The 22792-nt window shown below is 68.8% G+C and carries 21 protein-coding genes and 4 pseudogenes; 12 read left to right on the plus strand and 13 right to left on the minus strand.

Going from position 1 to position 22792, the window contains the following annotated elements:
• Positions 1 to 250 precede the first annotated feature (250 nt).
• The 5 genes and pseudogenes from ACFV6H_RS06220 to ACFV6H_RS06240 form a co-directional block, all read left to right on the plus strand.
• The gene (locus tag ACFV6H_RS06220; protein WP_385539148.1) at positions 251 to 898 is read left to right on the plus strand and encodes a Chromate resistance protein ChrB; all 648 of its coding nucleotides are present in this window, start codon (positions 251 to 253) and stop codon (positions 896 to 898) included.
• A complete protein-coding gene (locus ACFV6H_RS06225) occupies positions 895 to 1317 on the plus strand; it encodes a YkvA family protein (protein ID WP_385539150.1) in 423 nt (140 codons plus the stop codon). The genes ACFV6H_RS06220 and ACFV6H_RS06225 overlap by 4 nt, the downstream gene beginning before the upstream one ends.
• 7 nt (positions 1318 to 1324) lie before the next feature.
• Positions 1325 to 2044: a sulfite exporter TauE/SafE family protein gene (locus ACFV6H_RS06230; RefSeq protein ID WP_385539152.1), complete on the plus strand. Its 720-nt coding sequence runs from the start codon at positions 1325 to 1327 to the stop codon at positions 2042 to 2044.
• A 158-nt stretch (positions 2045 to 2202) separates the two neighbouring features.
• The gene (locus ACFV6H_RS06235) at positions 2203 to 3525 is read left to right on the plus strand and encodes a hypothetical protein (protein ID WP_385539154.1); all 1323 of its coding nucleotides are present in this window, start codon (positions 2203 to 2205) and stop codon (positions 3523 to 3525) included.
• 15 nt (positions 3526 to 3540) lie between these two features.
• A pseudogene (locus ACFV6H_RS06240) lies at positions 3541 to 3837 on the plus strand (hypothetical protein); the annotation flags it as partial.
• A gap of 157 nt (positions 3838 to 3994) precedes the next feature.
• Here the strand turns inward: ACFV6H_RS06240 and ACFV6H_RS06245 are convergent.
• From ACFV6H_RS06245 to ACFV6H_RS06265, 5 genes are all read right to left on the minus strand, one after another.
• Positions 3995 to 4690: an MBL fold metallo-hydrolase gene (locus ACFV6H_RS06245; protein WP_385539156.1), complete on the minus strand. Its 696-nt coding sequence runs from the start codon at positions 4688 to 4690 to the stop codon at positions 3995 to 3997.
• Between the two features lie 81 nt (positions 4691 to 4771).
• Positions 4772 to 5290: a 3-isopropylmalate dehydratase gene (locus ACFV6H_RS06250; RefSeq protein WP_385539158.1), complete on the minus strand. Its 519-nt coding sequence runs from the start codon at positions 5288 to 5290 to the stop codon at positions 4772 to 4774.
• Positions 5290 to 6543: an aconitase/3-isopropylmalate dehydratase large subunit family protein gene (locus ACFV6H_RS06255; protein ID WP_385539160.1), complete on the minus strand. Its 1254-nt coding sequence runs from the start codon at positions 6541 to 6543 to the stop codon at positions 5290 to 5292. Before ACFV6H_RS06255 ends, ACFV6H_RS06250 begins: the two co-directional genes overlap by 1 nt.
• The gene (locus ACFV6H_RS06260; RefSeq protein WP_384988088.1) at positions 6543 to 7439 is read right to left on the minus strand and encodes an oxaloacetate decarboxylase; all 897 of its coding nucleotides are present in this window, start codon (positions 7437 to 7439) and stop codon (positions 6543 to 6545) included. Before ACFV6H_RS06260 ends, ACFV6H_RS06255 begins: the two co-directional genes overlap by 1 nt.
• Positions 7440 to 7465: 26 nt before the next feature.
• Complete coding sequence (locus ACFV6H_RS06265; RefSeq protein WP_385539163.1) at positions 7466 to 8911, minus strand: MmgE/PrpD family protein; 1446 nt, start codon at positions 8909 to 8911, stop codon at positions 7466 to 7468.
• Positions 8912 to 9033: 122 nt separating this feature from the next.
• On the opposite strand from ACFV6H_RS06265, the gene ACFV6H_RS06270 reads away from it, so the two are divergent.
• Positions 9034 to 9726: a GntR family transcriptional regulator gene (locus ACFV6H_RS06270; RefSeq protein ID WP_385539165.1), complete on the plus strand. Its 693-nt coding sequence runs from the start codon at positions 9034 to 9036 to the stop codon at positions 9724 to 9726.
• Between the two features lie 6 nt (positions 9727 to 9732).
• Here the strand turns inward: ACFV6H_RS06270 and ACFV6H_RS06275 are convergent, their stop codons facing one another.
• Positions 9733 to 11133: an MFS transporter gene (locus tag ACFV6H_RS06275; RefSeq protein ID WP_385539167.1), complete on the minus strand. Its 1401-nt coding sequence runs from the start codon at positions 11131 to 11133 to the stop codon at positions 9733 to 9735.
• Between the two features lie 194 nt (positions 11134 to 11327).
• Between ACFV6H_RS06275 and ACFV6H_RS06280 the strand changes: the two genes are divergently transcribed.
• From ACFV6H_RS06280 to ACFV6H_RS06290, 3 genes and pseudogenes are all read left to right on the plus strand, one after another.
• Complete coding sequence (locus ACFV6H_RS06280) at positions 11328 to 12089, plus strand: IclR family transcriptional regulator (RefSeq protein ID WP_384988096.1); 762 nt, start codon at positions 11328 to 11330, stop codon at positions 12087 to 12089.
• Between the two features lie 344 nt (positions 12090 to 12433).
• A pseudogene (locus ACFV6H_RS06285) lies at positions 12434 to 12725 on the plus strand (hypothetical protein); the annotation flags it as partial.
• A pseudogene (locus ACFV6H_RS06290) lies at positions 12716 to 13535 on the plus strand (IS630 family transposase); the annotation flags it as partial. The pseudogenes ACFV6H_RS06285 and ACFV6H_RS06290, both read left to right, overlap by 10 nt.
• Before the next feature lie 29 nt (positions 13536 to 13564).
• Here the strand turns inward: ACFV6H_RS06290 and ACFV6H_RS06295 are convergent.
• The gene (locus tag ACFV6H_RS06295) at positions 13565 to 14194 is read right to left on the minus strand and encodes a TetR/AcrR family transcriptional regulator (protein ID WP_385539170.1); all 630 of its coding nucleotides are present in this window, start codon (positions 14192 to 14194) and stop codon (positions 13565 to 13567) included.
• Between the two features lie 70 nt (positions 14195 to 14264).
• Here ACFV6H_RS06295 and ACFV6H_RS06300 point away from each other — a divergent pair, with 70 nt between their 5' ends.
• Positions 14265 to 15134, plus strand: coding sequence for a ketopantoate reductase family protein (locus tag ACFV6H_RS06300; RefSeq protein ID WP_385539172.1), 870 nt, complete (start codon positions 14265 to 14267; stop codon positions 15132 to 15134).
• Positions 15135 to 15356: 222 nt separating this feature from the next.
• On the opposite strand, the pseudogene ACFV6H_RS06305 reads toward ACFV6H_RS06300, so the two are convergent.
• Together ACFV6H_RS06305 and ACFV6H_RS06310 are read right to left on the minus strand one after the other, a co-directional pair.
• Positions 15357 to 15695 (minus strand): annotated as a pseudogene (locus tag ACFV6H_RS06305) (IS5/IS1182 family transposase); the annotation flags it as partial.
• A gap of 198 nt (positions 15696 to 15893) precedes the next feature.
• On the minus strand, positions 15894 to 16859 hold the full coding sequence (locus tag ACFV6H_RS06310) for a pirin family protein (protein ID WP_385539174.1): 966 nt from the start codon (positions 16857 to 16859) through the stop codon (positions 15894 to 15896).
• A 122-nt stretch (positions 16860 to 16981) separates the two neighbouring features.
• On the opposite strand from ACFV6H_RS06310, the gene ACFV6H_RS06315 reads away from it, so the two are divergent.
• Entirely contained in the window at positions 16982 to 17392 is a 411-nt protein-coding gene (locus ACFV6H_RS06315) for a tetratricopeptide repeat protein (protein ID WP_385539176.1), read from the plus strand.
• Between the two features lie 90 nt (positions 17393 to 17482).
• Here ACFV6H_RS06315 and ACFV6H_RS06320 read toward each other — a convergent pair whose 3' ends face one another.
• The gene (locus tag ACFV6H_RS06320; protein ID WP_385539177.1) at positions 17483 to 19333 is read right to left on the minus strand and encodes a transketolase; all 1851 of its coding nucleotides are present in this window, start codon (positions 19331 to 19333) and stop codon (positions 17483 to 17485) included.
• Between the two features lies 1 nt (position 19334).
• A complete protein-coding gene (locus tag ACFV6H_RS06325) occupies positions 19335 to 20711 on the minus strand; it encodes an NAD(P)/FAD-dependent oxidoreductase (RefSeq protein WP_385539179.1) in 1377 nt (458 codons plus the stop codon).
• 336 nt (positions 20712 to 21047) lie between these two features.
• Between ACFV6H_RS06325 and ACFV6H_RS06330 the strand changes: the two genes are divergently transcribed.
• Positions 21048 to 21533 carry a DUF5709 domain-containing protein gene (locus ACFV6H_RS06330; RefSeq protein ID WP_093590100.1) on the plus strand — a complete coding sequence of 162 codons (486 nt, stop codon included), beginning with the start codon at positions 21048 to 21050 and terminating at the stop codon, positions 21531 to 21533.
• A 39-nt stretch (positions 21534 to 21572) separates the two neighbouring features.
• Here the strand turns inward: ACFV6H_RS06330 and ACFV6H_RS06335 are convergent, their stop codons facing one another.
• Positions 21573 to 22079, minus strand: coding sequence for an ATP-binding protein (locus ACFV6H_RS06335; protein ID WP_385539181.1), 507 nt, complete (start codon positions 22077 to 22079; stop codon positions 21573 to 21575).
• Between the two features lie 276 nt (positions 22080 to 22355).
• Entirely contained in the window at positions 22356 to 22724 is a 369-nt protein-coding gene (locus ACFV6H_RS06340) for a hypothetical protein (RefSeq protein WP_384975010.1), read from the minus strand.
• Positions 22725 to 22792: the final 68 nt, after the last annotated feature.

Below are 22792 nucleotides of genomic sequence, written 5' to 3' on the forward strand. Positions count from 1 at the left end.
CATTTTTTTGGGCCCGCCGTTTGATCCGGGGTGGCACCCGCGCCCCGCCCCCGCCGGGGGGGGGGGGTCCCCCGGGGTGGGGCGGGGGGGGGTGGGGCCCCCACGACGACGCAAATGTTACAACCGTTACTACGGGCGTGCGCCTCACACTGACCACCTGAGGCCTGATCTCACCCCGCACATACGCACTCGCGTCCACAGGCGTCCGGGCAATTACAAGCACAGATAGATACGCACGTATCATAGATGCATGGAGAACGAAGACCTACGTCAATCGACCGGAACGCCTCAGGAGGGATCCAGTGGCCAGGAGGGGTGGCTGCTGGTCGCGGTGAGCACTGCCGGGGCGGCGGATTCCCTGCGGGTGTACGTCTGGCGGAAGTTGCGCGGCCTGGGAGCGGTATATGTGCAGCAGTCGGTGTGCCTGCTGCCCGACCGGCCCACCATCGCGGCGACGGTACGGCGGCTGGTGGACAAGGTCCGTGCCGACGGCGGCACTGCCCGCTGCCTTCACATCCGTATCGACGACCCGGTGGAACGCGGAGAGCTGATCGGCGAGTTCCGGGAGGCCGTCGCCGTGGAGTACGGCGAGGTGCTCGAACGTCTCCCGGCGTTCTTCACGGAGATCGAGGCCGAGACCTCGAAGGGGCGCACCACCTTCGCCGAGGTCGAGGAGTCCGAAGCCGATCTCGTCCGCTTCGAGACCTGGGTCGCCAAGATCGAAGCCCGGGACTACTTCGCAGCTCCGATCGGCGCCGAGGTCCGCGCCGAACTCGACCGCGCCCGCGCCGCGATGCGCGAGTTCGAAGCCGCCGCGCTGGCCGCCGAGACCGCCCCCGATGCCGGCACCGCCCGCGTACCGGTCCGGCTGCGCGCCGTGGAAGGAGACCACCTGTGAACCCCTGGCTCACCGCCGTCCTCGCCATCGTCGGCGGACTGATACTCGCCTGGCTGCTCGCCCTGGCCGCCCTGCTGATCGTCCGCCCGCGCGGCAACCTGCTCACCGAAGCCGTCCGCCTGCTGCCCGACCTGCTACGGCTCATCCCCCGGCTGGCCCGCGACCCCCAACTGCCGCGCGGGATACGCGTACGGCTGTGGCTGCTGCTCGCCTACCTCGCGATGCCCATCGATCTGATCCCCGACTTCATCCCCGTCCTCGGTTACGCCGACGACGCGATCATCGTCGCCGCCGTCCTGCGCTCAGTCGTACGCGCCGCCGGCCCGGAGGCACTGGACCGCCACTGGCCGGGCACCCCGGACGGCCTGGCCGCCGTGCGCCGCCTGGCCGGGCTCCCCAACGCCCCAACCACACGGTGAGCGAGGCGTGTTGACCGTCCTGCTGGTGGTCATAGCCGCCTACAGCACCGCCACGCTCTCCGCGGTGGCCGGGTTCGGCGGCGGTGTGCTGCTGCTGCCGGTATTCGTGAAGGTCTTCGGCCCCCGGGACGCGATCGCCGTGCTCACCGTCGCCCAACTCGCCAGCAACGGCAGCCGCGTATGGTTCAACCGGCACGAGATCGACCGCCGCCTCGTCGGCACCTTCGCGTACGGCGCCGTACCCGCCGCCGCGGCCGGAGCATGGCTGTTCGCCACCGCGCCACTGCCCGCACTCACCCGCCTGATCGGCGTTTTCCTGCTCGCCATGGTGGCCTGGCGCCGGTGGCGACCACGGGCGGCGAGCCTGAACGACGCGGCGTTCGCCGCGATCGGAGCAGCCTCCGGCTTCGGCTCGGCACTGGTCGGCTCCGTCGGCCCCATGGTCGCGCCCTTCTTCCTCGCCCGCGGTCTGGTCCGTAGCGCCTACATCGGTACCGAAGCCGCCGCCGCGGTCGTCATGCACCTCGTCAAACTCGCCGTCTTCAGCGCCGCCGCCGTCCTCACCGCCGGCAACACCCTGACCGGCCTCGCCCTCGCACCCGCCTCCACCGCCGGAGCCTGGACCGGCAAGAAAATCGTCGACCGGCTCCCCGTACCCGTCTTCATCACCCTCGTCGAAGCTGGCCTGGTCACCTCTGGCCTGCTCCTGCTCACCGGCGGCGGATAGCGAGCGCCATCAGCCCCAGCCCGTACCGGCCGCTGCCTGCTGTTGCTCTGGTTGTGGGCATCCGACAACAGGGGGGCGGAGAGGCGCTGCCGTCCGCGGGGTCTGGCACTTCGGAAAAGCCCTGCGATAGCGCCGACAAGTCCGTCATGCTGGCGGCCATGCACCCCCAGGACCAAGAGATTTGGCGCGCGATCTACCACGGCGATCGGGAGATCGACTGGGCGGCCTGGTTCGGGCAGGCCGACGGCGCCGACTATCTCTCCGAGGCAGGGCACGAGTTGACCGCTCGCGCGGTGGCCGGCCTCACCGAATTCTTCGACAGCCGCTGGCTGCCCAGAGCTGTGACCACCCCGCACACCGACGGCAGGGCCAGCGACACCGTCGCCGGACTCGGCCGACACTCGCCTGTGCTACAGATCCTCAACGGGAGCGCGAAGGGGGCGTGGGTGGAGGCGGTGCGCTGGTGGGCCGCGTACGCCTATCTGGAGGAAGCCGGTGTTCCGGGCCTCGCCTCCGTCCGGCGGGACGCCCGCCATGACGTCACCCTCTCCCGCTTCCTCCATACCCAGACACAGGCCCGCCTCGCGCTGATGGGCGCGTCCCGTAGGTTCCCGGTCGAGCTGGAGCCGACGAAGGCCACGGGCGGCCCCGGCGACGTCCGGATCGGCCCGGTCTTCATCGAGGTCGTCACCTTCGCGGAGGACCAGAAGCTCCAGGACTACGAGAAGTTCCGGCAGCGCTGCCGGGTCCACCTCCTGAGGCTGGACAGGAAGCGCGACATTTACTGGGAAGGCGACTCTCCCGAACTGCTAAATCGCGACGACCTCGCGGACTGGGAGAAGCAGACCGAAGAGGCCGCAGAACGATGCGCGTCCACGGGGACCGCCGTGGAGGTCGTCAGCGGCGCCGGACGCCGCCTGACCGTCCGCCCCGGGCAGGCCCCCGAAGGCACGACCCTGACCGGGGCAACCGTCGAGAGCGACCAAGGGAAGCGGCTTCTCGGCAAAGTACGGGGCAAATGCGCCAAGACGGCGGGTGCCGGCACGGCATGGATATGGGTGGAGGACCACAGCGGCCTCTTCCACTTCCCCATGCCCTTCGCCGAGATGTCACTCGCCGCGAAGACCGACGCGCTCGCGGACCTGCTCGGACCCGTCCTGGACGACTACGTCCACGTCGCCGGGATCGTCGTCTCGAACGCCGCACGCCGACGACTGCCCCTCCCGCCGGACGAGGACTCGCGCCGCCCTCACGGGCAGGGCTTCCAGCGCGGGCTGCCAATCGACCGGGTCCGCGAGACCATCGTGATCCCCCGGAAAATCCTTCTGCCCGAACAGACAAGCATCATCGCCAGAATGTGCGACACCGAAGCGGCCTGGCTCGACCGGGCCCTGGAGAAGCTCGGCATTCCCGGAGGCGTGTCGTCACTACTGGCCGCTTCTCCAGCACCTTGTCGGGTCTCCTCGCTGTGGATGCCATGAACTGACCTCGGACACGGAGGCACGACCACGGTCCACCACCCCGTCGTCGGTGAACTACGCCTCCACCGGGACAAACTACCCATCGACGACGTCATCCTCGTCGTCTACTACCCCGACAAGGACAACGACAGCGACGAGAAACTGCGGCTCCTCGCCGCACTCACACACACCGAGTCCGCCAGCACAGCACACAACAGGCCGACGGACATCCCCCACCCCAAGACACCTTGGCGAACACGCACCGTCCCGCCGTCGCAGCCAGAACACGCGCGCCACGGGTTCCACCACCCGCGAGATCGCCCCGGACCCTGATCACGAGCCGTCCGCGTCGTCCTTGCCGCGCAACGGCCGCAGGCCCCCGGGCACCAGATCCTTTGAGACGGGACAGCCGCGGTGGTGATCGCCATCAACTTCTGAGTGTTGAGAGTGGGGTCGGCTTGTAGAGCGGCCGCCGTCTGGGTGTCCGGGCTCAGGATTCCGAGCGGAATTGCCGCAGGAACTCCTGGAAGGAGTGCGCCCCACTGCCCGTTAGTGGGGCGCCGTGGGCAAAGCCGACTGCGTTGAGGTTCTGGGGGATGCGGGCCAGGCTGCCGGGCCTGAGGTCGGGATCGGCGGCGAGTGCGGCGGGGCCGATGGCGAGTTTGCCGCGGTTGAAGGCCGCGTCTCCCATGAGGATGGTCTTGCTCGGTTCGTGCAGCAGCACGATGTGGCCGGGCGAGTGGCCGGGGGTGTGGATGACGCGCAGTCCGTCGCTGCCCTCCACTACTTCTCCGTCGGAGACGGTGCCGTCTGCGGTGGTGGGGGTCCAGTGGAGTTTGGGCAGGTGGTCGATGAGGCGGCCGATGGTGCCGGAGCGTCCCTCGGCTGGGACGCGTCCGGCTTCCGGCCAGGCGCGGTCGGCGTCGTGGATGAGGATGTGTGCGCCGGTGTGGCGGCGGAGTTCGGCGGCGCCTTGTACGTGGTCGGGGTGGGCGTGGGTGAGGATGACGCGGCGGATGTCGGAGGACTTGCGGCCTAGAGCGGCGACCGTGTTGAGAAGAGCTTCGGGGGCTTTGGACCAGCCGACGTCGACGAGGGTGAGGCCGTCGTCGCCGTCGATGAGGAAGGCGTTGTCACGGTTGCTGGTGGCGATCTGGGTGACGCCGGGGGCGAGCTGGCTGTGCATGAGGGTCCCTTGATCATGGAGTGTGCAGTCCCTGAGGGAGGGAACGGTGTTGGGGCGGCCCGACGCCGCCCCAACACCGGCTCAATGGCCGTGTGCGGCCGGGGCGGGTATGTAGCCTTCGCGGACGAGTTTGGGCAGGATGCCGCCGTTGGCCAGGATGTCGAGGACCAGGGGCGGCAATGCGCCTCCGTCCAGGCGGGTTCCGGACCTGGTGTTCTCGGCCCAGCCTTCGGCGAAGTCGAGGCGTGCGGTGTCGCCGTCGGAGAATGCCTCGGTGGCGCCGGGTACGGTGAGTGCGGGCAGGCCGTGGTTGATGCAGTTGCGCAGGAAGAGGGAGTTGAACTCCTCCGCGATCAGTGCGGCGATACCCAGTTCGCGAAACAGTGCGGCGACGGGGCGCGATGAGCCGAGGCCGAAGTTGCGGCCCGCCACCACGATGTCGCCTGCCTGGACCTGGTCGGTCCAGCCGGGGCGCAGCTCGTAGAAGATGTGGCGGGCGGCTTCGGGCACGGGCAGTTTCATGGCAAAGGCGGGGTACATGGCGTCGGTGGTGACGGAGTCGCCGACGACCCAGACGTGTCCGGTGATGAGGGTGTCCATCAGCTGAGTTCTCCTCGCGGGTCGGTGACATGGCCGGTGAGGGCGGAGGCGGCGACGGTGGCGGGTGAGGCCATGTAGATCTCGGCGTCGGGGCTGCCCATGCGGCCGGTGAAGTTGCGGGTGGAGGAGGTCAGGCAGACCTCGCCGGGGGCGAGGAGTCCCATGTGGTAGCCGAAGCAGGCGCCGCAGGTGGAGTTGGTGACCACGGCGCCGGCGTCGGCGAGGTCCTGGAGGTAGCCGGCGCGCATGGCGTCCTTGTATACCTCCTGAGAGGCCGGGGTGATCAGCAGTCGTACTCCCGGCGCGACTTTGCGGCCACGCACGATGTCTGCGGCGATTTTGAGGTCTTCGAGTTGTCCGTTGGCGCAGGATCCGATGAAGCACTGGTTGACCGGACGCTTCTCGATCGCTGATATCGGCAGCGAGTTGTGGCTGACGGTGCCGGGGCGGGCGACGTAGGGCTCCAGCGACGAGAGGTCGACGGTGCGTACGGCGGCGTAGGTGGCGTCCGGGTCCGGATCGGCTGCTGTGTAGGAGTCGGGGGCGGCTCCGTGGGCGGCGAGGAAGTCGCGGGCGAGGTCGTCGATGGGGAAGGTGGAGAAGTCTGCGGAGATCTCGGCGCCCTGGGTGGCGATGGTGCGCCGGTCGTTCATGGGGATGGAGGCGAGGCCGGGTCCGCCGTATTCGAGGTTGTGGTTGGTGGCGTCGCCGTAGGTGCCGGCGATGTACAGGAAGATGTCCTTGCCCGAGACAGCGTCCGGCTTGGTGCCGGTGAACTCGTAGCGGATGGTGGGCGCGGCCTGGAACCAGGTCTTGCCGGTGCACAGGATCGAGTACACCTCGGCTGGGCCGAGTCCGCGGGCTGCTGTGTTGTAGGCGCCGCCCGCGCAGGTGTGGGAGTCGGTGCAGGCGAGGATCTCGCCGGGGCGGGCAAGGCCGTTCTCGGCGATGACCTGGTGGCAGATGCCGTGCCGGCCGACGTCGTAGAACTTCTCTATGTGGAAGTCGCGGGCGAACGCGCGGGCGTGGGTGCCGCCGATGGCGTCGTGAATGCTGGGGGCGGGCACGGCATGGTCCATGATGACCGCGACCTTGTCCGGGTCGTTGATCTTCAGGGGCTGGACCCAGCTGGTGGCGAACTGCAGGTCGATCATGACGGTCATGTCGACGTCGCAGACCACCGTGTCGCCGGGGCTCACCTTCTCGACGCCGGCTTTGCGGGCGAGGATTTTCTCCATCATGGTCATGCCCATCAGGCACCGTCCTTGGTGTGGTCGCGGTAGCGTTCGCCGATTGCGGACCACTCGCGCAGCCCGACGAGTTCGAACAGGCCCTGCGGGCCGGGCGTGGCCTCGGGCATGGTGCCGCTCATGCGGCCCAGGGCCTCCAGTCCGTGCAGGACGTAGGGGGCGAGCAGGGCGCCGGGGTGGATGGCGATTCGGAAGCCGAGCTCGGCGAGCCGGCCGGGCGCGGTGTCGGGTGTGAGGCCGCCCTGCACCATGTTGATCAGGAGCGGGGCGTCGACCTCGGCGGCGATCTTCTCGATTTCCCCGATGTTCTGCGGGGCTTCGACGAAGAGGACGTCGGCGCCTGCGGCTGCGTAGCGGCCGGCGCGGTCGATCGCCTCGTTGATGCCCAGCGGCCCGCGGGCGTCGGTCCGCGCGATGATCACCAGGTCGTCATCGGTGCGTGCCTGGAGCGCGGCGTCCAGCTTGGCGGTGAACTCCTCGGGGGTGACGAGTTCTTTGTCGGGGAGGTGGCCGCACTTCTTCGGGAATGCCTGGTCCTCCAGGTGGAGGGCGGCGACTCCGGCCTTCTCGTACTCGCGCACGGTGCGCGCCACGTTCATCGGTGCGCCGTAGCCGGTGTCGGCGTCCGCGATGAGCGGGATGCCGTCGAGTGCGGTGACGACGATGCGGGCCCGCTCGGTCATCTCGCTCTGGGTGAGCAGGCCGATGTCGGGCAGGCCGAACCCGGCGACGGACACGCCCGCGCCGCTCAGGTAGGCGGCGCTGAAACCGGTGCGGGCCACCAGGTGGGCGGAGAGGCCGTCGAACACGCCGGGGGCGGTGATCAGGTTGTCCTGGGCGAGCAGAGTGCGCAGCCGGCCGCCCGCGGTGGCGGGGGCTGTCTGTTGAGACGGTGACATGGGGATACCTCGCAGTGCGTAGGGGGTTAGTCGAGGACGCCGCGGGCGGGTTCGGCCAGCAGGTCCACGAGGCGTCCGAGATCGATCTGGTCTTCAAGGTCCAGGACGATGCGTTCGATTTCTGCGGCCCGGTCGGCATCGATGACTGTGGCGGTCAGCGCCCGGTACTTTTCACGGATTTCGCTGTTGGTGAGCGGGTCGTCCGGGCCGCCGTGGGGCTGATTGAGGGCCTGGGTGAGGACCTCGCCCCCGCGCAGCGTGATCGTGAGGCGGGTGTTGTAGCCGCGCTGGGTCCAGGCGGGGTCCTGGGGCTCGTCGACCTGCTTGACCTCGGTGCGGCCGATCAGTTGCCAGACGTCTTCGGCGTTGATCCGGGCGGGCGTGAACTGTTCCGGCCGCACGTGGCCGTCCAAGAGGGCGACGGCGGTGGCGTAAGCAATGTTCATCTGGGCGCCGATGGTGGTCAGGGGGCGCTCAGGGGTCCACCATCCGTGATGGTAGATCGCGTCAGGGACCTCGATGAGGATGGAGTCGATGTCGTCGGCGCTCAGCGTGCGGCCGTCGGCCATCGCGATGGCCGCGTCGATGGCGGGATGGAGCCCGCCCATGGCCGCGTGGATCTTCACCGTGATCTGCTCGGTGTTCCACACCTGGCCCAGGCCCTTGGTGATCTGGGTGGCGTCGGGGTCGTGGCCTTCACCGAAGGTGGACAGGAAGCCGCCGTAGGGGCGCTCGAAGACCCTCTTGATGCCGGTGTAGCCGGCCTGGGCGAGCCCGGCGGCGTAGAAGCCGTTGCGGGAGGCCAGACCGTGGTGCATCCGCTTGGACATGGCCTCGTACTGCGCGGCCATCAGGCCCGCGGACTGTGTGGCGGCCAGGCCGAGCGCGTCCTCGAACGCGGCGGCATCCAGGCCGCGCAGGACGCCGGATGCGGCGGCGGCCGCATGCGTGCCGAAGACCGAACCCGAATGCCAGCCACGGGAGAGCATTTGCGAACCGTGCAGGGCCAGGCCCACCCGGGTGCCGGTCTCGAAACCCAGGACCGACGCCGTCAGGAACTCCGCGCCCGTGACCGACGGCAGCTGCGATGCGGTGGACAACAGTGCCGGCAGGACCAGGGAAGTGCTGTGCAACGGCGCGGCCGGGTAGTAGTCGTCCAGCTCGAAGCCCTGGATGAACGTGCCGTTCAGCACGGCGGCTGCCGGGCCGCTGGTGGTGCGCCCCCAGCCGATCACCGGGACACCTCCGTCGCCCTCCAGGGCCAGGACCGCCTCGACAGCTGTACGTGACCAGGGCAGTTGAGCGCCGATCAGCGCGCAGGCGAGGCCGTCGAGCACCAGGTGCGCGGCCCGCTCCCGCACGCCAGCAGGGATCTGTTCCAGCGAGGTGGTGGTCAGCCAGGTGGCCAGCTGCCCCGTGGGGCCCTCAGGGTCGGTGGGCTGTCGGGCGGTCGTTGGCGTCGGTGCGTACACCGCGCTCACCTCCAATGTCGTGGGACTCGGATCGGGCGGAAGGAGTGGTCCGGTCTCCCGCGAACTCCCGCATTACAATTTATAACATCTAGTTTCAGTGGGTCGGTGGGTAGCATGGGCGGGTGGCACTGAAGCGAACCTCTCTTCCCCGTACCGCCGAGGCTGTGGCCCTGGCGGAACTCCGCGACGCGATCGTCCGCGGCGACCTGCCCCCCGGCGCCCCGATCCGCCAGAGCGCTGCCGCCGAGGAACTGGGGCTGAGCGTCATCCCGGTCCGCGAGGCCCTCAAGACGCTGGCCGGGGAGGGGATCGTCACCTACGTCCCGCAACGCGGCTACACCGTCACCGAGTTGAGCCCGCGGAGCGTGGACGGCATCTTCCGGATCAGGGAACTCCTGGAGGGCGAAGCCGAGGCGAACGCGGCGGCCCGCATGCGGCCCGAGGACATCGCCGCGATGCGCACCGCCCTTGAGGCCCAGCGAGCCGCCGTCGCCGGAGTCGATGTACCGAGCACGATTTCCGCCAACCGGAATCTCCACTTCGCGCTGCTCGACCGCTGCGACAACGAATGGATGCTGCGCTTCGTACGGCAGCTGTGGGAGGCCCTGGAGCCGCACCGGGCGCTGGCCTACCGGCGGGCAGCCGCGGCAGGGGACGCCGTCCGCGCGGAGGCAATCCTCGGCGAGCACGAGGGGATCGTCGCCGCCTTCGAACAGGGAGACTTCCCTCTTGCCCTGCGCCTGCTTGCCGAGCACCGCGCGGGCGGCCGGTCGGACTTCCACCGTCTGCTGGTGGTGGACGCGGCACCGGTGTAGCCCTCTCTAGATGTCCTCAAGGGTGACCGCGTTGGTTCGGGGGCCGAGCATGGCGACCGCGAGGGCCATCAGTGCGATGATGCAGGCGCAGCTGAGGTAGACGGGGCCTGCGCCGAGCGTGTCGAGGACGGGCAAGGTGCAGAAGGGCAGGATGGCCGCCACCAGGCGGGAGAGCGAGTAGGTCCGGCCGAGTGCGGTGTTGCGGACCTCGGTGGGGAAGAGTTCGGCGCCGTAGGTGCGCGAGACGGTGGCGTTGATAACACTCATCAGTGTGGTCAGCAGCCCGGCCGGGACGATCACCCAGACGGAAGTTCCTATGCCGAAGATCGTGCCGGCGACGGCCACCAGCAGGGACGAGACGATCACCAGGGTTCTGCGCTGGATCCGTTCGGCCAGGTGCATCAGCACATAGCACCCGAGCGGATAGCCGATCGCCGTCATGGCCGAGTACGTCAGCGAGTCGACGACGGTGAATCCCTTGTGCAGGAGTACGAGGGGGGCGATCGAGGCGAAGCCGTAGAACCCGACGGGCCCCAGGGTCTCCATCAGGCACACCAGCAACGTGCGGCGCCGCAGGGCAGGGCCCCAGAGCTTGGGACGGCCGCTCCGTTCGCAGGCTTCCTCACGGCCGAGTCCCAGTTCGGGAGCGGCGGTGAAGGTGCCGGTCACCGGCAGGCCGGCTGTCTCCTCGATGCGGTCCATCGCGGCGAGTGCCTGATGGGGTTTGTGGGTGGCCAGCCATCGGGGCGATTCGGGAAGGTTGCGGCGCAGCAGGTAGACCACGAGAGCACCCGCGCCCGCCATGACCATGAGCCAGCGCCAGCTTGAGGTGCCGAGCATGGTGTGAGGGAGCTTGGCTGCGAGCACTCCGGCCACGGGCACGGCCAGCATGCCGAGGCCATAGGCGGTGGCCAGCATCCGTCCGCGGCGGGCGGCGGGCATGAGCTCGGTGAGATACGTGTCGACCAGGGCAAGTTCAGCGCCGAGCCCGATGCCGAGCAGGAACCTCAGCACGATCAGCTGGGCGGGGCCCTGGGCACACGCGGCCGCGATGGACAGCGCTGCGTAGGCGACGAGGTTGATCTGGAACATCCGCCGCCGCCCAATGCGGTCGGCGAGCCCTGACAGGGCGACCGCGCCGAGAAGCTCACCGGCGAACGTCGCGCTGATGAGCAGGGACTTGCCCGTCGTGGTGGCAGCCCAGTCCACCGGCAGCAGGGGAATGAGCAGGCTGCTGAGGGCCACCTCGAAGAAGTTGAAGAAGGAGCCGAGACCGACGACAGCAAGCACCCTTCGGTGCCAGCGGGTCAGAGGGAGACCGTCGAGGCGGGCCGCGACGAGAGACCGCAGCTGGCGTGTGTCGGAGATGTTGCCCACGGACGGCGAAGCGCCGCGAATGTCTGCCATTGTTCCGTCCGGTTTCATTATCTGTAACCTGGGTTTCATATTGGGACGCCGAGAGTGACAGGGGCGTACACCCTCGTCAAGGGGTGAGGCGCGACCGCCCTGAGTCGGCGAGCAGCGCCTTGCAGTCGGCACACAGGAGGCCTTAGGTTTCAGATAATGATTCCAATGGTGTAAATGTTGAGACAGGAGAGATCGTGGCGGATCAGACCCAGGGCGGTAACACCGCGCGGCGGGCTCTGCGGCTGCTTGAGGCCGTCGCCGCGTCACGGGAACCTGTCGGCTTGCAGGAACTGGCGGAGACCGTGGGGCTCAGCAAACCGACGGCCTACCGACTGCTGCGCGTGCTGCAGGAGGAGTCATACCTGACACGGGCGGATTCCGGCGGATATCGCATCGGCACACAGTCGATGGCCCTCGCCGCCCAAGTCATGCCCCGGGCCGACGTGTTCGTCGATGCCCGCCCCGTTCTGCAGGCCCTCGCCGGGCTCTCCGAGGAGACGGCGACGCTGCACTTGCGGGCCGGGGACGAGGCCATCTTGGTGCTCGGAGTCGACAGCGCCCATGAACTGCGCCGGGCAGCCCGCCTCGGCTCCGCGACTCCACTCCACCGCGGATGCAGCGGGCAGGCAATCCTGGCCCATCTCCCCGTCCGCGAGGTTGCCGCGCTCCTCAAGCGGGTCGACAGCGACCTGGACACGTCACAGGTCGTCCAGGCGCTGAGCGCCGTACGCGACCAGGGGTTCGCCCTGTCCGAGGGCGCCAATCACCCGGGGCTGACAGGCATCGCCGCACCGGTGCTCACCGCATCTGGCCGGCCGACGGCATCCATCGCCGTCTCCGGACCCTCTGCACGCTGGACGGCGGAGAAGGCCAGGGAGTTCGCCAGCGTACTGACCGAGCACTGCAGCCGAGTGGCCGAACTGTTCGCTCCTCTCCCGCCTGCGGACAGGACGTAGCCAAGGAGCTTGTCGCTGTGCGATGAAGAGTTGGTGGACGGAGCTCATGAGTACGGCTCGTTCGAGTTCGGCTTTGTCTTTCTCGCGGAGTTCCTTGAGCCGCACGACCTGTTTGCGGCGCCGGGTCTCGGCATCTGTGGGATGCCCACGTTCTTTGACCTTGGCGTAAAACTCGTTCTTCAGGTCGAGGTGGCGCTGGGTGAGAGCGTTGCGGGGGACGCCGGCCTCGACAGCGAGGGCCACGATGGTCAGCGCCCCGTTGGAATGCTCGGGGCGTCCGGCCAGGATGCGGTCCATCGCGGTGCGGATGCGGTGGCGTTCGTCGGGTGCTCCGCTCATGCGGTGACCAGTGGGGCGTACGACTCGCCCTCTCCGCCGTGCACGCCATCAGCGAGGACGAATGCGCACGGATCGACAAGGGGCAGCCGTACGGATCGCTGTCGGACTTCTGGCAGCGGGCCCGCCCCAGCAGACCCCGTCGCCGAACGCCTCGCCGAGATCGGCGCGCTCACCTGTCTGCACGACGGCTGACTCACCCGCCGCGACCTGCTGCTCCAGATCACCGAGTTGCACCGGCAGTCCCGCAACCGGACCGCGGCCTCGGGCCAACTCCCCATCGACACGGGCGCGGTCGGCGGTCGGTGGTGACCTGGCGGTGGGCCCAGATGGTGTTGTTGTCAGCGCAGGGCATGCTGGTCGACAACATCGCGACGGTGACGTTCACAAGCCCGGACCGGGTCCGGGACGGGATGCACAACTTCAACGCCGACGGCTTCGAGGCGCTCTGCCCCAAGTACCGGGGCGGGCGCCCGAAAACCTTCGCCCTCCTGGAACGGCGGGAGATCAAGAAGATCGCCAAGTCCAAGCCCGCCGAGCACAGCCTGCCGTTCTCGACCTGGAGCCTGGTCGAGCCGGCCGACTTCCTGGTCGACGAGGGGGTGGTCGACGACATCAGCCACGAGGAACTGCGCATCCTGCTCCGCGAGGAAGGCGTCACCTTTCAACGGGTGAAGGACCTGGAAGACCTCGAAAGACCCGGACTACGAGGCCATAAAGGCCCAGGTCGAGCACCTCTACGCCATCGCCGACGGCGAAGTGATACCTGAACCCGGCGAGCCCGAAGTCATCCTCTGCATGGACGAGTTCGGCCCACTCAACCTCCAGTGTGACAACTACTCGCCGCACGTGACGGCCAAGCGCTGCCAGCGGGTCGGCGCGTGGGCGGCTGCCGATGACGCCGAGATCGTCTGCACCCCGACCAACAGCTCCTGGGTGAACAGGATCGAGGCCCAGTTCACCGCCCTTCGCTGCTTCGCCCTCGACGGCACCGACCACCCGACCCACAAGGCCCAGGGCAGTATGGTCCGCCGATACATCATCTGGCGGAACAAGAACGGCGCCGACAAGCGCCTCACTGCCCTCGTCCACAGGGCGAACGCCGCCTGACCCGCGCCGTCGGCGTCTGTCTTGGGTCGTCAGGTCCGGGGCGGTGGCGCGCTCATCGCTGCCGTCAGGAACGTGATCGCCCATCGCCGTGCCGCCTCGCCCGCTACCGGGGACTCGCAGCCAGGGGAGGGCTGCTGGTGGACCTGGAGGCGGTCGACGGCCGTCACGGCAAAGATCCCCCGCATCCGGAACCACAGCTCCTCCGGGGAAAGGCCGGGCAGTACGCGCGCGAAGGCTGCGAAGTAGCGCTCGCGGACCGCGTCCTCGGCCGGGCCGGTCCAGCTGCGTGCCTCCTCGGCCGGGTCGCTGAGGATCGTCACGATCAGCCGGGACGTCCGGGCGCCGCCCTCGTCGCCGGCCGGCATCTCGTCGAACAACGGCCCCGCGAATGCCTCCACCAGTTCGCTGACCGGTGGGTCGGGGGTCCGAGTGAGCAATGTGTCGAGCCCGGCGCACTGGGCAGCGGTGATGGGCTCGACCACGCGGCGGGCGACTGCCGCCATCAGCTCCGCCTTCGAGCCGAAGTGGTAGCCGACGGCGGCCAGGTTCGCTCCGGCGAGTTTGGTGATCGCGCGGACCGAGGTGCCGCGGTATCCGTGCTCGGCGAAGAGGTGCTCGGCCGCGTCGAGGATCTGGGTGCGGGTGTCTGGGGTCGCCACACGAAGGACTCTACATATGTTTGAATGAAACGAACGTATGAATGAAGCGAACGTGTGAAAGAGGACTGTCATGAAGCTGCTCGTGTACGGCGCCGGGGTTTGCGGCAGCCTGTTCGCCGCCCGCATGCACGAGGCCGGCCACGACGTCTCGCTCCTCGCCCGGGGCGAGCGCCTGACCGCCCTGCGCCGGCAGGGAGTGCAGCTCGCCGAGGAAGACGGCCCTGTCAAGCGGGTGCCGGTACCGGTGATCGAGCACCCGGACGGCGGGTACGACCTGATCACCGTCTTCGTCCGCACCCACCAGGTGGATGCAGTGCTGGAATCACTCGCTGGTGTCCAAGGTGACGTGCTGTTCCTGCTCAACTGGGCAGCCGGCCCGGAGACGCTGGGTGCGGTGATCGGCCACGAGCGGGTGCTGCTCGGCTTCCCCACGACTGGCGGCACGATGGACGGCGACGTGGTCCGCTACCGCAAGAGCAGTTTCATCACCCGCCGGGTCGCGATGCCGATCGGCGAGCCCGACGGCCGTACCACCCCGCGACTGGTACGGATCGTGGAGACGTTCCGTACCGCCGGGATCAACGCCAAGGCCGAGCCGCAGATGGATGCCTGGCTCAGGACGCACGCCGCGTTCGAGGTCCCGCTCGGTCAGGCGGTACACGCGGCGGGCGGCCCGGTAGTGCTGGCCGACGCCCCGGACGCCGTCCGCGCCATGCTCCACCTCATACGGCAGAACCTCTCCGCGATGGAGACACCGCCGGTACCTCGCGCGTTCGCCGCGTTGCGGACTCTGCCGCAAGGGCTCCTTGTGGCCGTCCTCCGGCGCTTCCTGAAGAGCCCGACGGCCGTGCACAGCGGACTCAACGACCCGTCGCCTGCCACGGCGGCCGAACTCAAGCAGCTGGCCGAACAACTCCGTGCCCCTGCGGGAGCCCGCTGAGCGACCCAGGACGGCGAAAACCTCACCACGCACACCACCGCCAGTCCCACAGTCCTCGACCCCACCTCCGCCGGCTCCACGGACGGCAACCGCTGACCTCATGACCGTTTCGGTAGCAATGTAGCGGCCGGCCTTCGGAGTTGGCGTGGCTTTCTCCCCCCTGCGGCCACGTCCTTCAAATAGCACGGCACTACAGGGCGAACGTTGGTTGATGCGGCACTACCTGCGATTGCAACGTGAGCTGTATGCCTTGTCCCGCCCAAGCGGCCCGAACAGGTGCGAGGGCGACCGCCCTGCGGGCGGGAGACATGGGTGCGTTCGACGGCCTCGACCATCTGCGGTGCGTCGGCCCACTGGCCGAGCGTGAGGAAGGCCATCGGCTGGCATCCGCCTTCACCCGCGAGATGGATCTGGCAGGTCAGACCGCCCCAGGACCGTCCGAGTCCTTCGTCGGGGCGGCGGTACCGTGGCATTGTCCTTTTTCGGGACGCGTGGCTTCCTCTTCGGGGCGCCGGGCGCCTGCTGATGGGCTTGGCAGGACGTCGAGTCGACGCTGCCCATGAGCTGACGAGGCATAACAAAAGTCAGCATTGGGTCAGCATGAGGTCTGGCACATACGAGAAGAGGCGACAACACCTGCCACTCGAACCAGCTCTCTCATGCAGGCCTGGAGCACCCCGGCCGGTGCGCCGGATCGCCAGCCGGGGGAATTAAGGGGATCAACGAATGCCATCCGGCCAACGAACACGAACGCGCAGATCAGCGCGTGCGTCCCCGCGGTTTCAGCGGGGTCGGCGGGAGGGCTGGGGCGGGGAGGCGGTCGCCTTCGAAGCCGTGGACGTCGCCGAAGCGGGTGCCGGTCATCCAGTCTTCGCGGGCCTCTTCGATCTCCTGCTGGCTTCTGCCGATGAAGTTCCACCACATCACGAGCTCCTCTTCGAACGGCTCGCCGCCGAGGAGCATCAGGCCGGCGTCGGACTCCGCGCGCAAGGGCAGTTCCGAGCGGCCACAGCCTAGGTAGAGCATGGATCCCGGCAGTACGGGGACGCCGTCGACCTCGGCCTCGCCGGACATGGACAGGACGGCGTACTCGAAGTCCGGTTCCAGCGGCAGACGTGTTTCGGTGCCGCGGGCGAGTGCCAGGTCGGCGCCGATGATCGGGCTGTAGGTGGTGCCGGGTGAGACCGCGCCGTCGAGCGCGCCGAGGATGACGGTCGCGGTCAGACCGGGCGCGGTGACGACGGGCAGTTCCGCGTGGTGCTGGAAGTGCGGCTGGACCTGGCGGTGGGCGTCGGGAAGTGCCACCCAGAGCTGGGCGCCGTGCAGAAAACGGGCATGCCTGCGCGGGCTCTCCTCGGAGTGGGAGATCGCCCGGCCCGAGGTCATCAGGCCCAGCTCGCGCGGGCGTACGGTCTGGAGGCTGCCGAGGCTGTCGCGGTGCAGCACCTCGCCGTCGTGCAGCCAGCTCACGGTCTGGAGGCCCATATGGGGATGAGGCGGCACCTGCATTCCGGGCTCGTCCGCGATGTCGTCCGGACCGTAGTGGTCGACAAAAGCCCATGCACCCACCATCCGGCGGCCCAGATTGGGCAGCAGTCTGCGGACCTCGGTGGATTCGCCGAGCTGGACCCGGCGCGGGCTCAGCAGCTCACGCACCGGCTCGGCCACGACGAAGCCGCGACCGCCGCACACGGTGAGGGCGGCCTGACGATCAAGATTGCTCATGGCGCCCAACCTAATCCCGTGGCGTCCGGAGGGGCAGTATCCACACCAAATCGATAGTGGAATGTTCAACCACCTTAAACTGTTGTCAGCGTACGACACCATCGGAGACCGGAGGAGGACACGTGGAGAGCACGTCCTACGACACGTACTACGAGTACGGAACGGCCGCGGAACGCTGGGACCGCGCACAGCTGTTCTTCGACGCCAAGGAGTACATGACGGCGGCCCGTATCCTCGACGGACTGGTGGCGGAGGTGCCGGAGCAGGTCGCGCCGCGGCTGCTGCTCGCCCGTACGTACTACCACTCGGCGCGGCTGGCCAAGGCCGAGGCCGAACTGCGCGCCGTCCTGGAGCGTGACCCGGTGGAACCGTACGCGCGGCTGATGCTGGGCCGCACGCTGGAGCGGCAGGGCCGCCGCGCGGAGGCCGCGACGCAGCTCCGGATGGCCGCCGCGCTCGCCGGTGAGTTCACGGCACCGGCCGCCGACGGCACGTACGACGCGACGTACGACGGAACGCACGACGCGACATGAGCGTCACCGGCGTCAGGAGCGTGAGCGCCCCTGACGCCGGACGGCAAGCGCGCCGCCCTACGCTTCCGTCGGCACCTCGGCCGTGAGCCGTCAGCGGATGATCTTCTCCACCAGCAGCCGCACCCCCGCCGCGATCGACTCCGCGTCGATGCCCGCCGCGCGGAGCTGCTCCTCCGGTGTCGCCGAGCCCGGAATCCTGTTCACCGCCAGCCGTACCAGCCTCTTGGGCGCCGGGCGGCCGTCCGAGAACACCTCGGCCACCGCGTCCCCGACACCGCCCTGCGGATGATGGTCCTCCACCGTGATCAGACAGTGTGTGTCGGCCGCCGCGGCCTGGAGTGTGTGTTCGTCGGCCGGCTTGATCGAGTAGAGGTCGATGACACGTACGGGAATGCCCTCGCCGGCCAGCAGATCGGCAGCCTTCAGACACTCGTGCACGGTGACTCCGGCGCCGATCAGTGTCACCCGGTCGCCGTCGGAGCGGCGCAGCACCTTGCTGCCGCCGACCGGGAACTCCTCGTCCGGACCGTAGATCACCGGCGTCGCGCCCCGGAGCGTACGGAGATAGCGCACGCCCGACAGCGCGTGCATCTCCGCCACCAGCCGTGCCGTCTGGTTGGCGTCGCACGGGTGCAGCACCGTACTGCCGTGTATGGCGCGGAACATGGCCAGATCCTCCAGGCCCATCTGCGACGGACCGTCCGGACCGATCGCGACACCGGCGTGCGAGCCGACGACATTGATCGAGGCCCGGCTGACGGACGCCATCCGCAGGAAGTCGTGCGCGCGCGTCAGGAAGGCCGCGAAGGTCGACGCGAACGGGACATGGCCGAGCGCCTGCATACCGACGGCCGCCGCGATCAGTTGCTGTTCCGCGATGTAGCACTCGAAGAACCGGTCGGGATGCTCCTTGGCGAAGAACTCGACCCGGGTCGAGTCGCTGACCTCGCCGTCGAGCGCGACGACCTCGCCCTGGGCCGTGCCGAGCGCGGCAAGCGCCCTGCCGTACGCGTCACGCGTGGCGACCGAGTCGCCGACCTCGTAGCGCGGCAGTTCGAGAGTGACGGGATGCCTGGCGGTACGGGCCGGGGCCTCGGGCTCGGCGGGCTTCGCCACGGAGATCCGGATGGAACGCCGTCCGCCCAGCTCCTCGATGGCGCTCTCCGCGTCGGGCAGCACCTTGCCGTGCATCCCTTCGCGGTCCTCGACCGAGGCGACGCCCTTTCCCTTCCTGGTGCCCGCGATGATCGCGGTCGGCCGACGGCCCGTCGACCGGGCCTCGTTGAAGGCCGCGTCGATGGCGTCGACGTCATGGCCGTCGATCTCGATGGTGTGCCAGTCGAACGCGCGAAGCCTGCGGCCGTACGCCTCCAGATCCCGCTGATGGCGCGTGGGACCGCGCTGGCCGAGCCGGTTGACGTCGAGGACGAGTGTCAGCGAGTCGAGATGTTCGACACCGGCGTGTTCGATCGCCTCCCACACCGATCCCTCGGCCATCTCGCTGTCGCCCGAGAGCACCCAGACGCGGTACGGAGTCCGGCCGAGCCGCTGTCCGGCGAGCGCCATGCCCACGCCCACCGGCAGTCCCTGGCCCAGTGAGCCGGTGGCGACATCCACCCACGGCAGCCGCGGAGTCGGATGGCCTTCGAGCCGGCTGTCGAGCCTCCGGTAGGTGAGAAATTCCTTCTCGTCGACCGCGCCCGCCGCCAGATACATCGAGTACAGCAGCGGCGAGGCATGGCCCTTGGAGAAGAGCAGCCGGTCGTTGCCCGGATGGCCGGGACGGTCGAAGTCGTAGCGCAGATGCTTGGCCATCAGCACCGCCATGAGGTCGGCGGCCGACATCGAGGAGGTCGGATGGCCCGAGCCCGCCGTATCGGTGACCCGTACGGAGTCGACCCTCAACTGCTGGCCCAGTTCGGTCAGTTCTTCGCTGTTCATGTCACTCCTCGCGAGGTGAGCTCGACGTACTGGAGGTGCCGGAGGTGCTGGAGGTGTTCGAGGTGTGCGGTCCGCCCGGGACCCTGGCCAGCTCGGGTGACGACGATTCGAGCGGTACGGTCCAGGAGCGGACCAGACCGAGCTGTACGGCCTGACGCGGCAGCACCGCCTCAAGCAGCCAGTCGGCGGCGACGCGCACCCGGTTGCCCGGCATGGCCGCCAGGTGGTAGCCGCGTGTGACGGCTCCCGCGAGCGGTCCGGACAGCGGCACACCGAACGGATTGGCCGCGGCCTTGACACCGCCGAGATCCACGACGAATCCCAGGTCGTTGTGGCGGTAGACCCGCTGCTCACCGTGGCCGAGCGTGGCCGCCACATTGCCGCCCGCCACCCGGCCCTGCCTGCTGGCGTGTTGGGCGGTCATCGGCGTGAACTGGCCGGGCCTGGTGAGGTCCGGTACGGCCGCGGCGTCACCGCAGGCGAACACCTCGGGATGGCCGGGCACATTGAGCCGCGCGTCGACCAGCAGCCTGCCCCGTTCGACCGGCAGTCCGATCTTGGAGACCAGCGGATCCGGCCGTACGCCCACACACCACACCAGGGTGTGGGTCTCGATGAACTCGCCGTCGTCCAGCGTGATCCCGGTCCGTGCCGCCTCCTTCACGGAGGTGCCGGTCCGTACGTCCACACCGCGTCGGCGCAGCACCCGGTCCGCGGTGACGGAGAGCCGGCGGTCCAGCTCGGGCAGGACGCGCGGTGCGATGTCGAGAAGCAGCCAGCGAGGTTTGCGCTGATGACACCAGGCGGGCTGTTTGCGGACCAGCGCGTCGGTGAAGAGCTGGCCCTGCGCGGCGACCTCGGTGCCCGTGTAGCCGGCTCCGACCACGACGAACGTGGCACGGGCCGCGCCCTCACGGTGGTTGTCGGTGGCGGCGGCCAGCTCGATCTGACGGGTCACATGGTCCCGTAGATAGAGGGCCTCCGGCAGTCCTCGGAAGCCGTGCGCGTACTCGGCGACACCCGGCACCGGAAGCAGCTTGTTGACACTGCCCACGGCGAGGACGAGCCGGTCGTACGTCAGCTCGCCGCGTTCGCCCTCCGGTCCCGTGTACTCGACACACCGTGACTCCAGGTCGACATGGTGGGCCTCGCCGAGGACAAGCCGTACGCGTGGCAGCGTTCCCGGGAGAGAGACGGTCACCCGGCGCGGCTCCAGAATGCCCGCGGCGACCTGGGGCAGGAGCGGGAGATAGAGGAAGTAGTCCGTCGGATTCAGCAGGACCACTTCCGCGGTGTCCCGGACGCGGTGGGAGAGCGTACGGGCAGCCTCGTATCCGGCGAATCCTGCTCCGATGATGACAATACGTTCTCGGCTCACATTCGACTCCGGAGTGTGACATATCGGGTCGTAAGGGTTGACTTGTCACGTGCCCGCCGACAGGGACGACAAACACCTCCCGCGCCGGGAAGGCGTGTGGAAGGCGCTCGGAAGCGCTGCGCGAGGCACCGCGTACGACGGCGTCCGGCACCGTGTGACCGCCTCCCACAGGCGCCTTCACCTGCCGGTTGACACGGTCGTGAGAGGTGGGAAGGTGGACGCAAGGGAGGAGCCGCCACCTCCCCCGGCAGAAACTCCCACGCACCGGCGCACGGCCGGCCCGCAGGAGGCGAGGAGAACGACGTGAGCGGCGACAGCGGCGAAAGCGGCGAGATCATGGGCGACGAGGTCTACCAGCCGGACGGCTCGGAGGTCATCGACGACGAGGGCATCCTCGATCCCGAGGACACTCTGCTCGACCGTGGCTCGGATCCCTTCGACGAGGGCTGGTCGCCGCCGGAGCGCCCGCTCGGTGTGGAGCACATCGGGACGACGGCCGCCGAGCAGCGCGCGGGAGAAACGCTGGACCAGCGGCTCGCCGAGGAGGTCCCCGATCTCACGGTTCCCATCGGGGACGGTATCGGTGACCTGCCGTACGGAGAGGGCGAGACGCTGGACGACGAGGTCGGCGACGACCGGTCGGGACGGCTGGTTGCACCGGACGAGGGCGCGCACGAGGACGCCGAGAAGGACATGATCGCCAGCGATGTCGGTATCGACGGCGCCGCCGCTTCGGCGGAGGAGGCCGCGGTCCATCTCATTCCGTTCCCGGAGGACGAGATTCCCTTCCCGGAGGACGAGCCGGAGCCCGAGTTCGAGTGACCCGGGCCCGAGTTCGAGTTCGAGTGAACCGTCAGACCGTCAGACCAGGACCGGCACACGCGGTACGCGCGGTACGAACATGGCCGGAGCGGGCAGCGGGACGGGTTCCCGCCGCGCCGTGTCGAGCCCTCTGAGTGGTGTCCACGGCACACGCGGGATGTCCTGCGGGCTGCGGACACTTCTGGTGAACCAGATGACTTTGCCCTCGGCCGTGGCGCACGTACCCCAACTGTCGCTCAGCGCGGCGACTCTGGCGAGGCCGCCGCCACCGGCCGTGAGCAGCCGCGGCATGCGCGGGCCGTTGTCCTCGACGGAGGACGTGAGATGCCGGCCCGTCCAGCGGAGTTCGACCACACAGCGATTGTCGTCACCGACATGACGAAGGACATTGGTCAGCAGTTCCTCGATACCTTTGTCGACAGGCGCTATATGCAGGTCGAGCTTCCAGTGCCGAAGATGCGCGGCGACGATGCGCCGGAGTTGTGGAACACGCTCCAGAGAGGCGTGCAGTTCGACCACATAACGACGGTCGAGCGGATCGGTCATGGTCGAGGCTCCTCACAGAGAGGCCCACGAACTTCACCACGTTGGATCAAACACCGTCGGATCAACACCGCGTTGGATCAACGACCCCCGAGCACGAAGCGTGAGCGAAAGCCACTTCTGGGTCATCCTCAGGGTGAGGTGAGCCGTCCGGAAGCGCAACACGAGAGGGGCCGAGGCGAATCACCGCAGCCGGGAGCCGCTCCCGAGCAGGTCGGCCGCCGGCCTGCTCGGCTGTCGGCTTTCCGAGAGCCACAAGAGCCCCAGGAGCCGAGTCGGCTACCGGCTCTCCAGGAGCACCTGGATCTCTTCCTCCTGATCGCCGAAGGCCGTACCGACATCGTGGACGGTGAACACGGAGGCCAGCGTTCTGCGCATGCTGTCCACCGCCGAGTAGCCGCCCTGGAGCGTGGCCGTGAGCGGTGCCGTCAGCCGCGTGGGGCCCGGCTTCCTCCCCGGATGGGACGCGTCGAACGTCGCGAGCCACACGGTGGGCCGCCGCTCGACCACGTCCTTCGGTACGTCGTCTGGCGCGCGATCGCAGGCGAAGGCCGTACGGAGCACACCGAACACGGCGTGCGCGTCCTCCTTCGCGCCGTCGGTGAGCGCCACCACGACCTCGTCCACGGGATGATTCACACTCTTCACGTCGATCGCTCCTCTCCATTCACCACCCTCTCCCCCGCCGCCGCGGTGTGCGACCGGACCGCACCCTG

This window comes from Streptomyces sp. NPDC059743 (assembly GCF_042732975.1).
Classification (GTDB): domain Bacteria; phylum Actinomycetota; class Actinomycetes; order Streptomycetales; family Streptomycetaceae; genus Streptomyces.

Excerpts from the sequence above, each read along its gene's own strand:
- ACFV6H_RS06220 (WP_385539148.1), top strand. The coding sequence starts at position 251 with ATGGAGAACGAAGACCTACGTCAATCGACCGGAACGCCTCAGGAGGGA.
- ACFV6H_RS06235 (WP_385539154.1), top strand. The coding sequence starts at position 2,203 with ATGCACCCCCAGGACCAAGAGATTTGGCGCGCGATCTACCACGGCGAT.
- ACFV6H_RS06245 (WP_385539156.1), bottom strand. The coding sequence starts at position 4,690 with ATGCACAGCCAGCTCGCCCCCGGCGTCACCCAGATCGCCACCAGCAAC.
- ACFV6H_RS06250 (WP_385539158.1), bottom strand. The coding sequence starts at position 5,290 with ATGGACACCCTCATCACCGGACACGTCTGGGTCGTCGGCGACTCCGTC.
- ACFV6H_RS06255 (WP_385539160.1), bottom strand. The coding sequence starts at position 6,543 with ATGGGCATGACCATGATGGAGAAAATCCTCGCCCGCAAAGCCGGCGTC.
- ACFV6H_RS06260 (WP_384988088.1), bottom strand. The coding sequence starts at position 7,439 with ATGTCACCGTCTCAACAGACAGCCCCCGCCACCGCGGGCGGCCGGCTG.
- ACFV6H_RS06275 (WP_385539167.1), bottom strand. The coding sequence starts at position 11,133 with ATGGCAGACATTCGCGGCGCTTCGCCGTCCGTGGGCAACATCTCCGAC.
- ACFV6H_RS06300 (WP_385539172.1), top strand. The coding sequence starts at position 14,265 with ATGAAGCTGCTCGTGTACGGCGCCGGGGTTTGCGGCAGCCTGTTCGCC.
- ACFV6H_RS06310 (WP_385539174.1), bottom strand. The coding sequence starts at position 16,859 with ATGAGCAATCTTGATCGTCAGGCCGCCCTCACCGTGTGCGGCGGTCGC.
- ACFV6H_RS06320 (WP_385539177.1), bottom strand. The coding sequence starts at position 19,333 with ATGAACAGCGAAGAACTGACCGAACTGGGCCAGCAGTTGAGGGTCGAC.
- ACFV6H_RS06330 (WP_093590100.1), top strand. The coding sequence starts at position 21,048 with ATGGGCGACGAGGTCTACCAGCCGGACGGCTCGGAGGTCATCGACGAC.
- ACFV6H_RS06335 (WP_385539181.1), bottom strand. The coding sequence starts at position 22,079 with ATGACCGATCCGCTCGACCGTCGTTATGTGGTCGAACTGCACGCCTCT.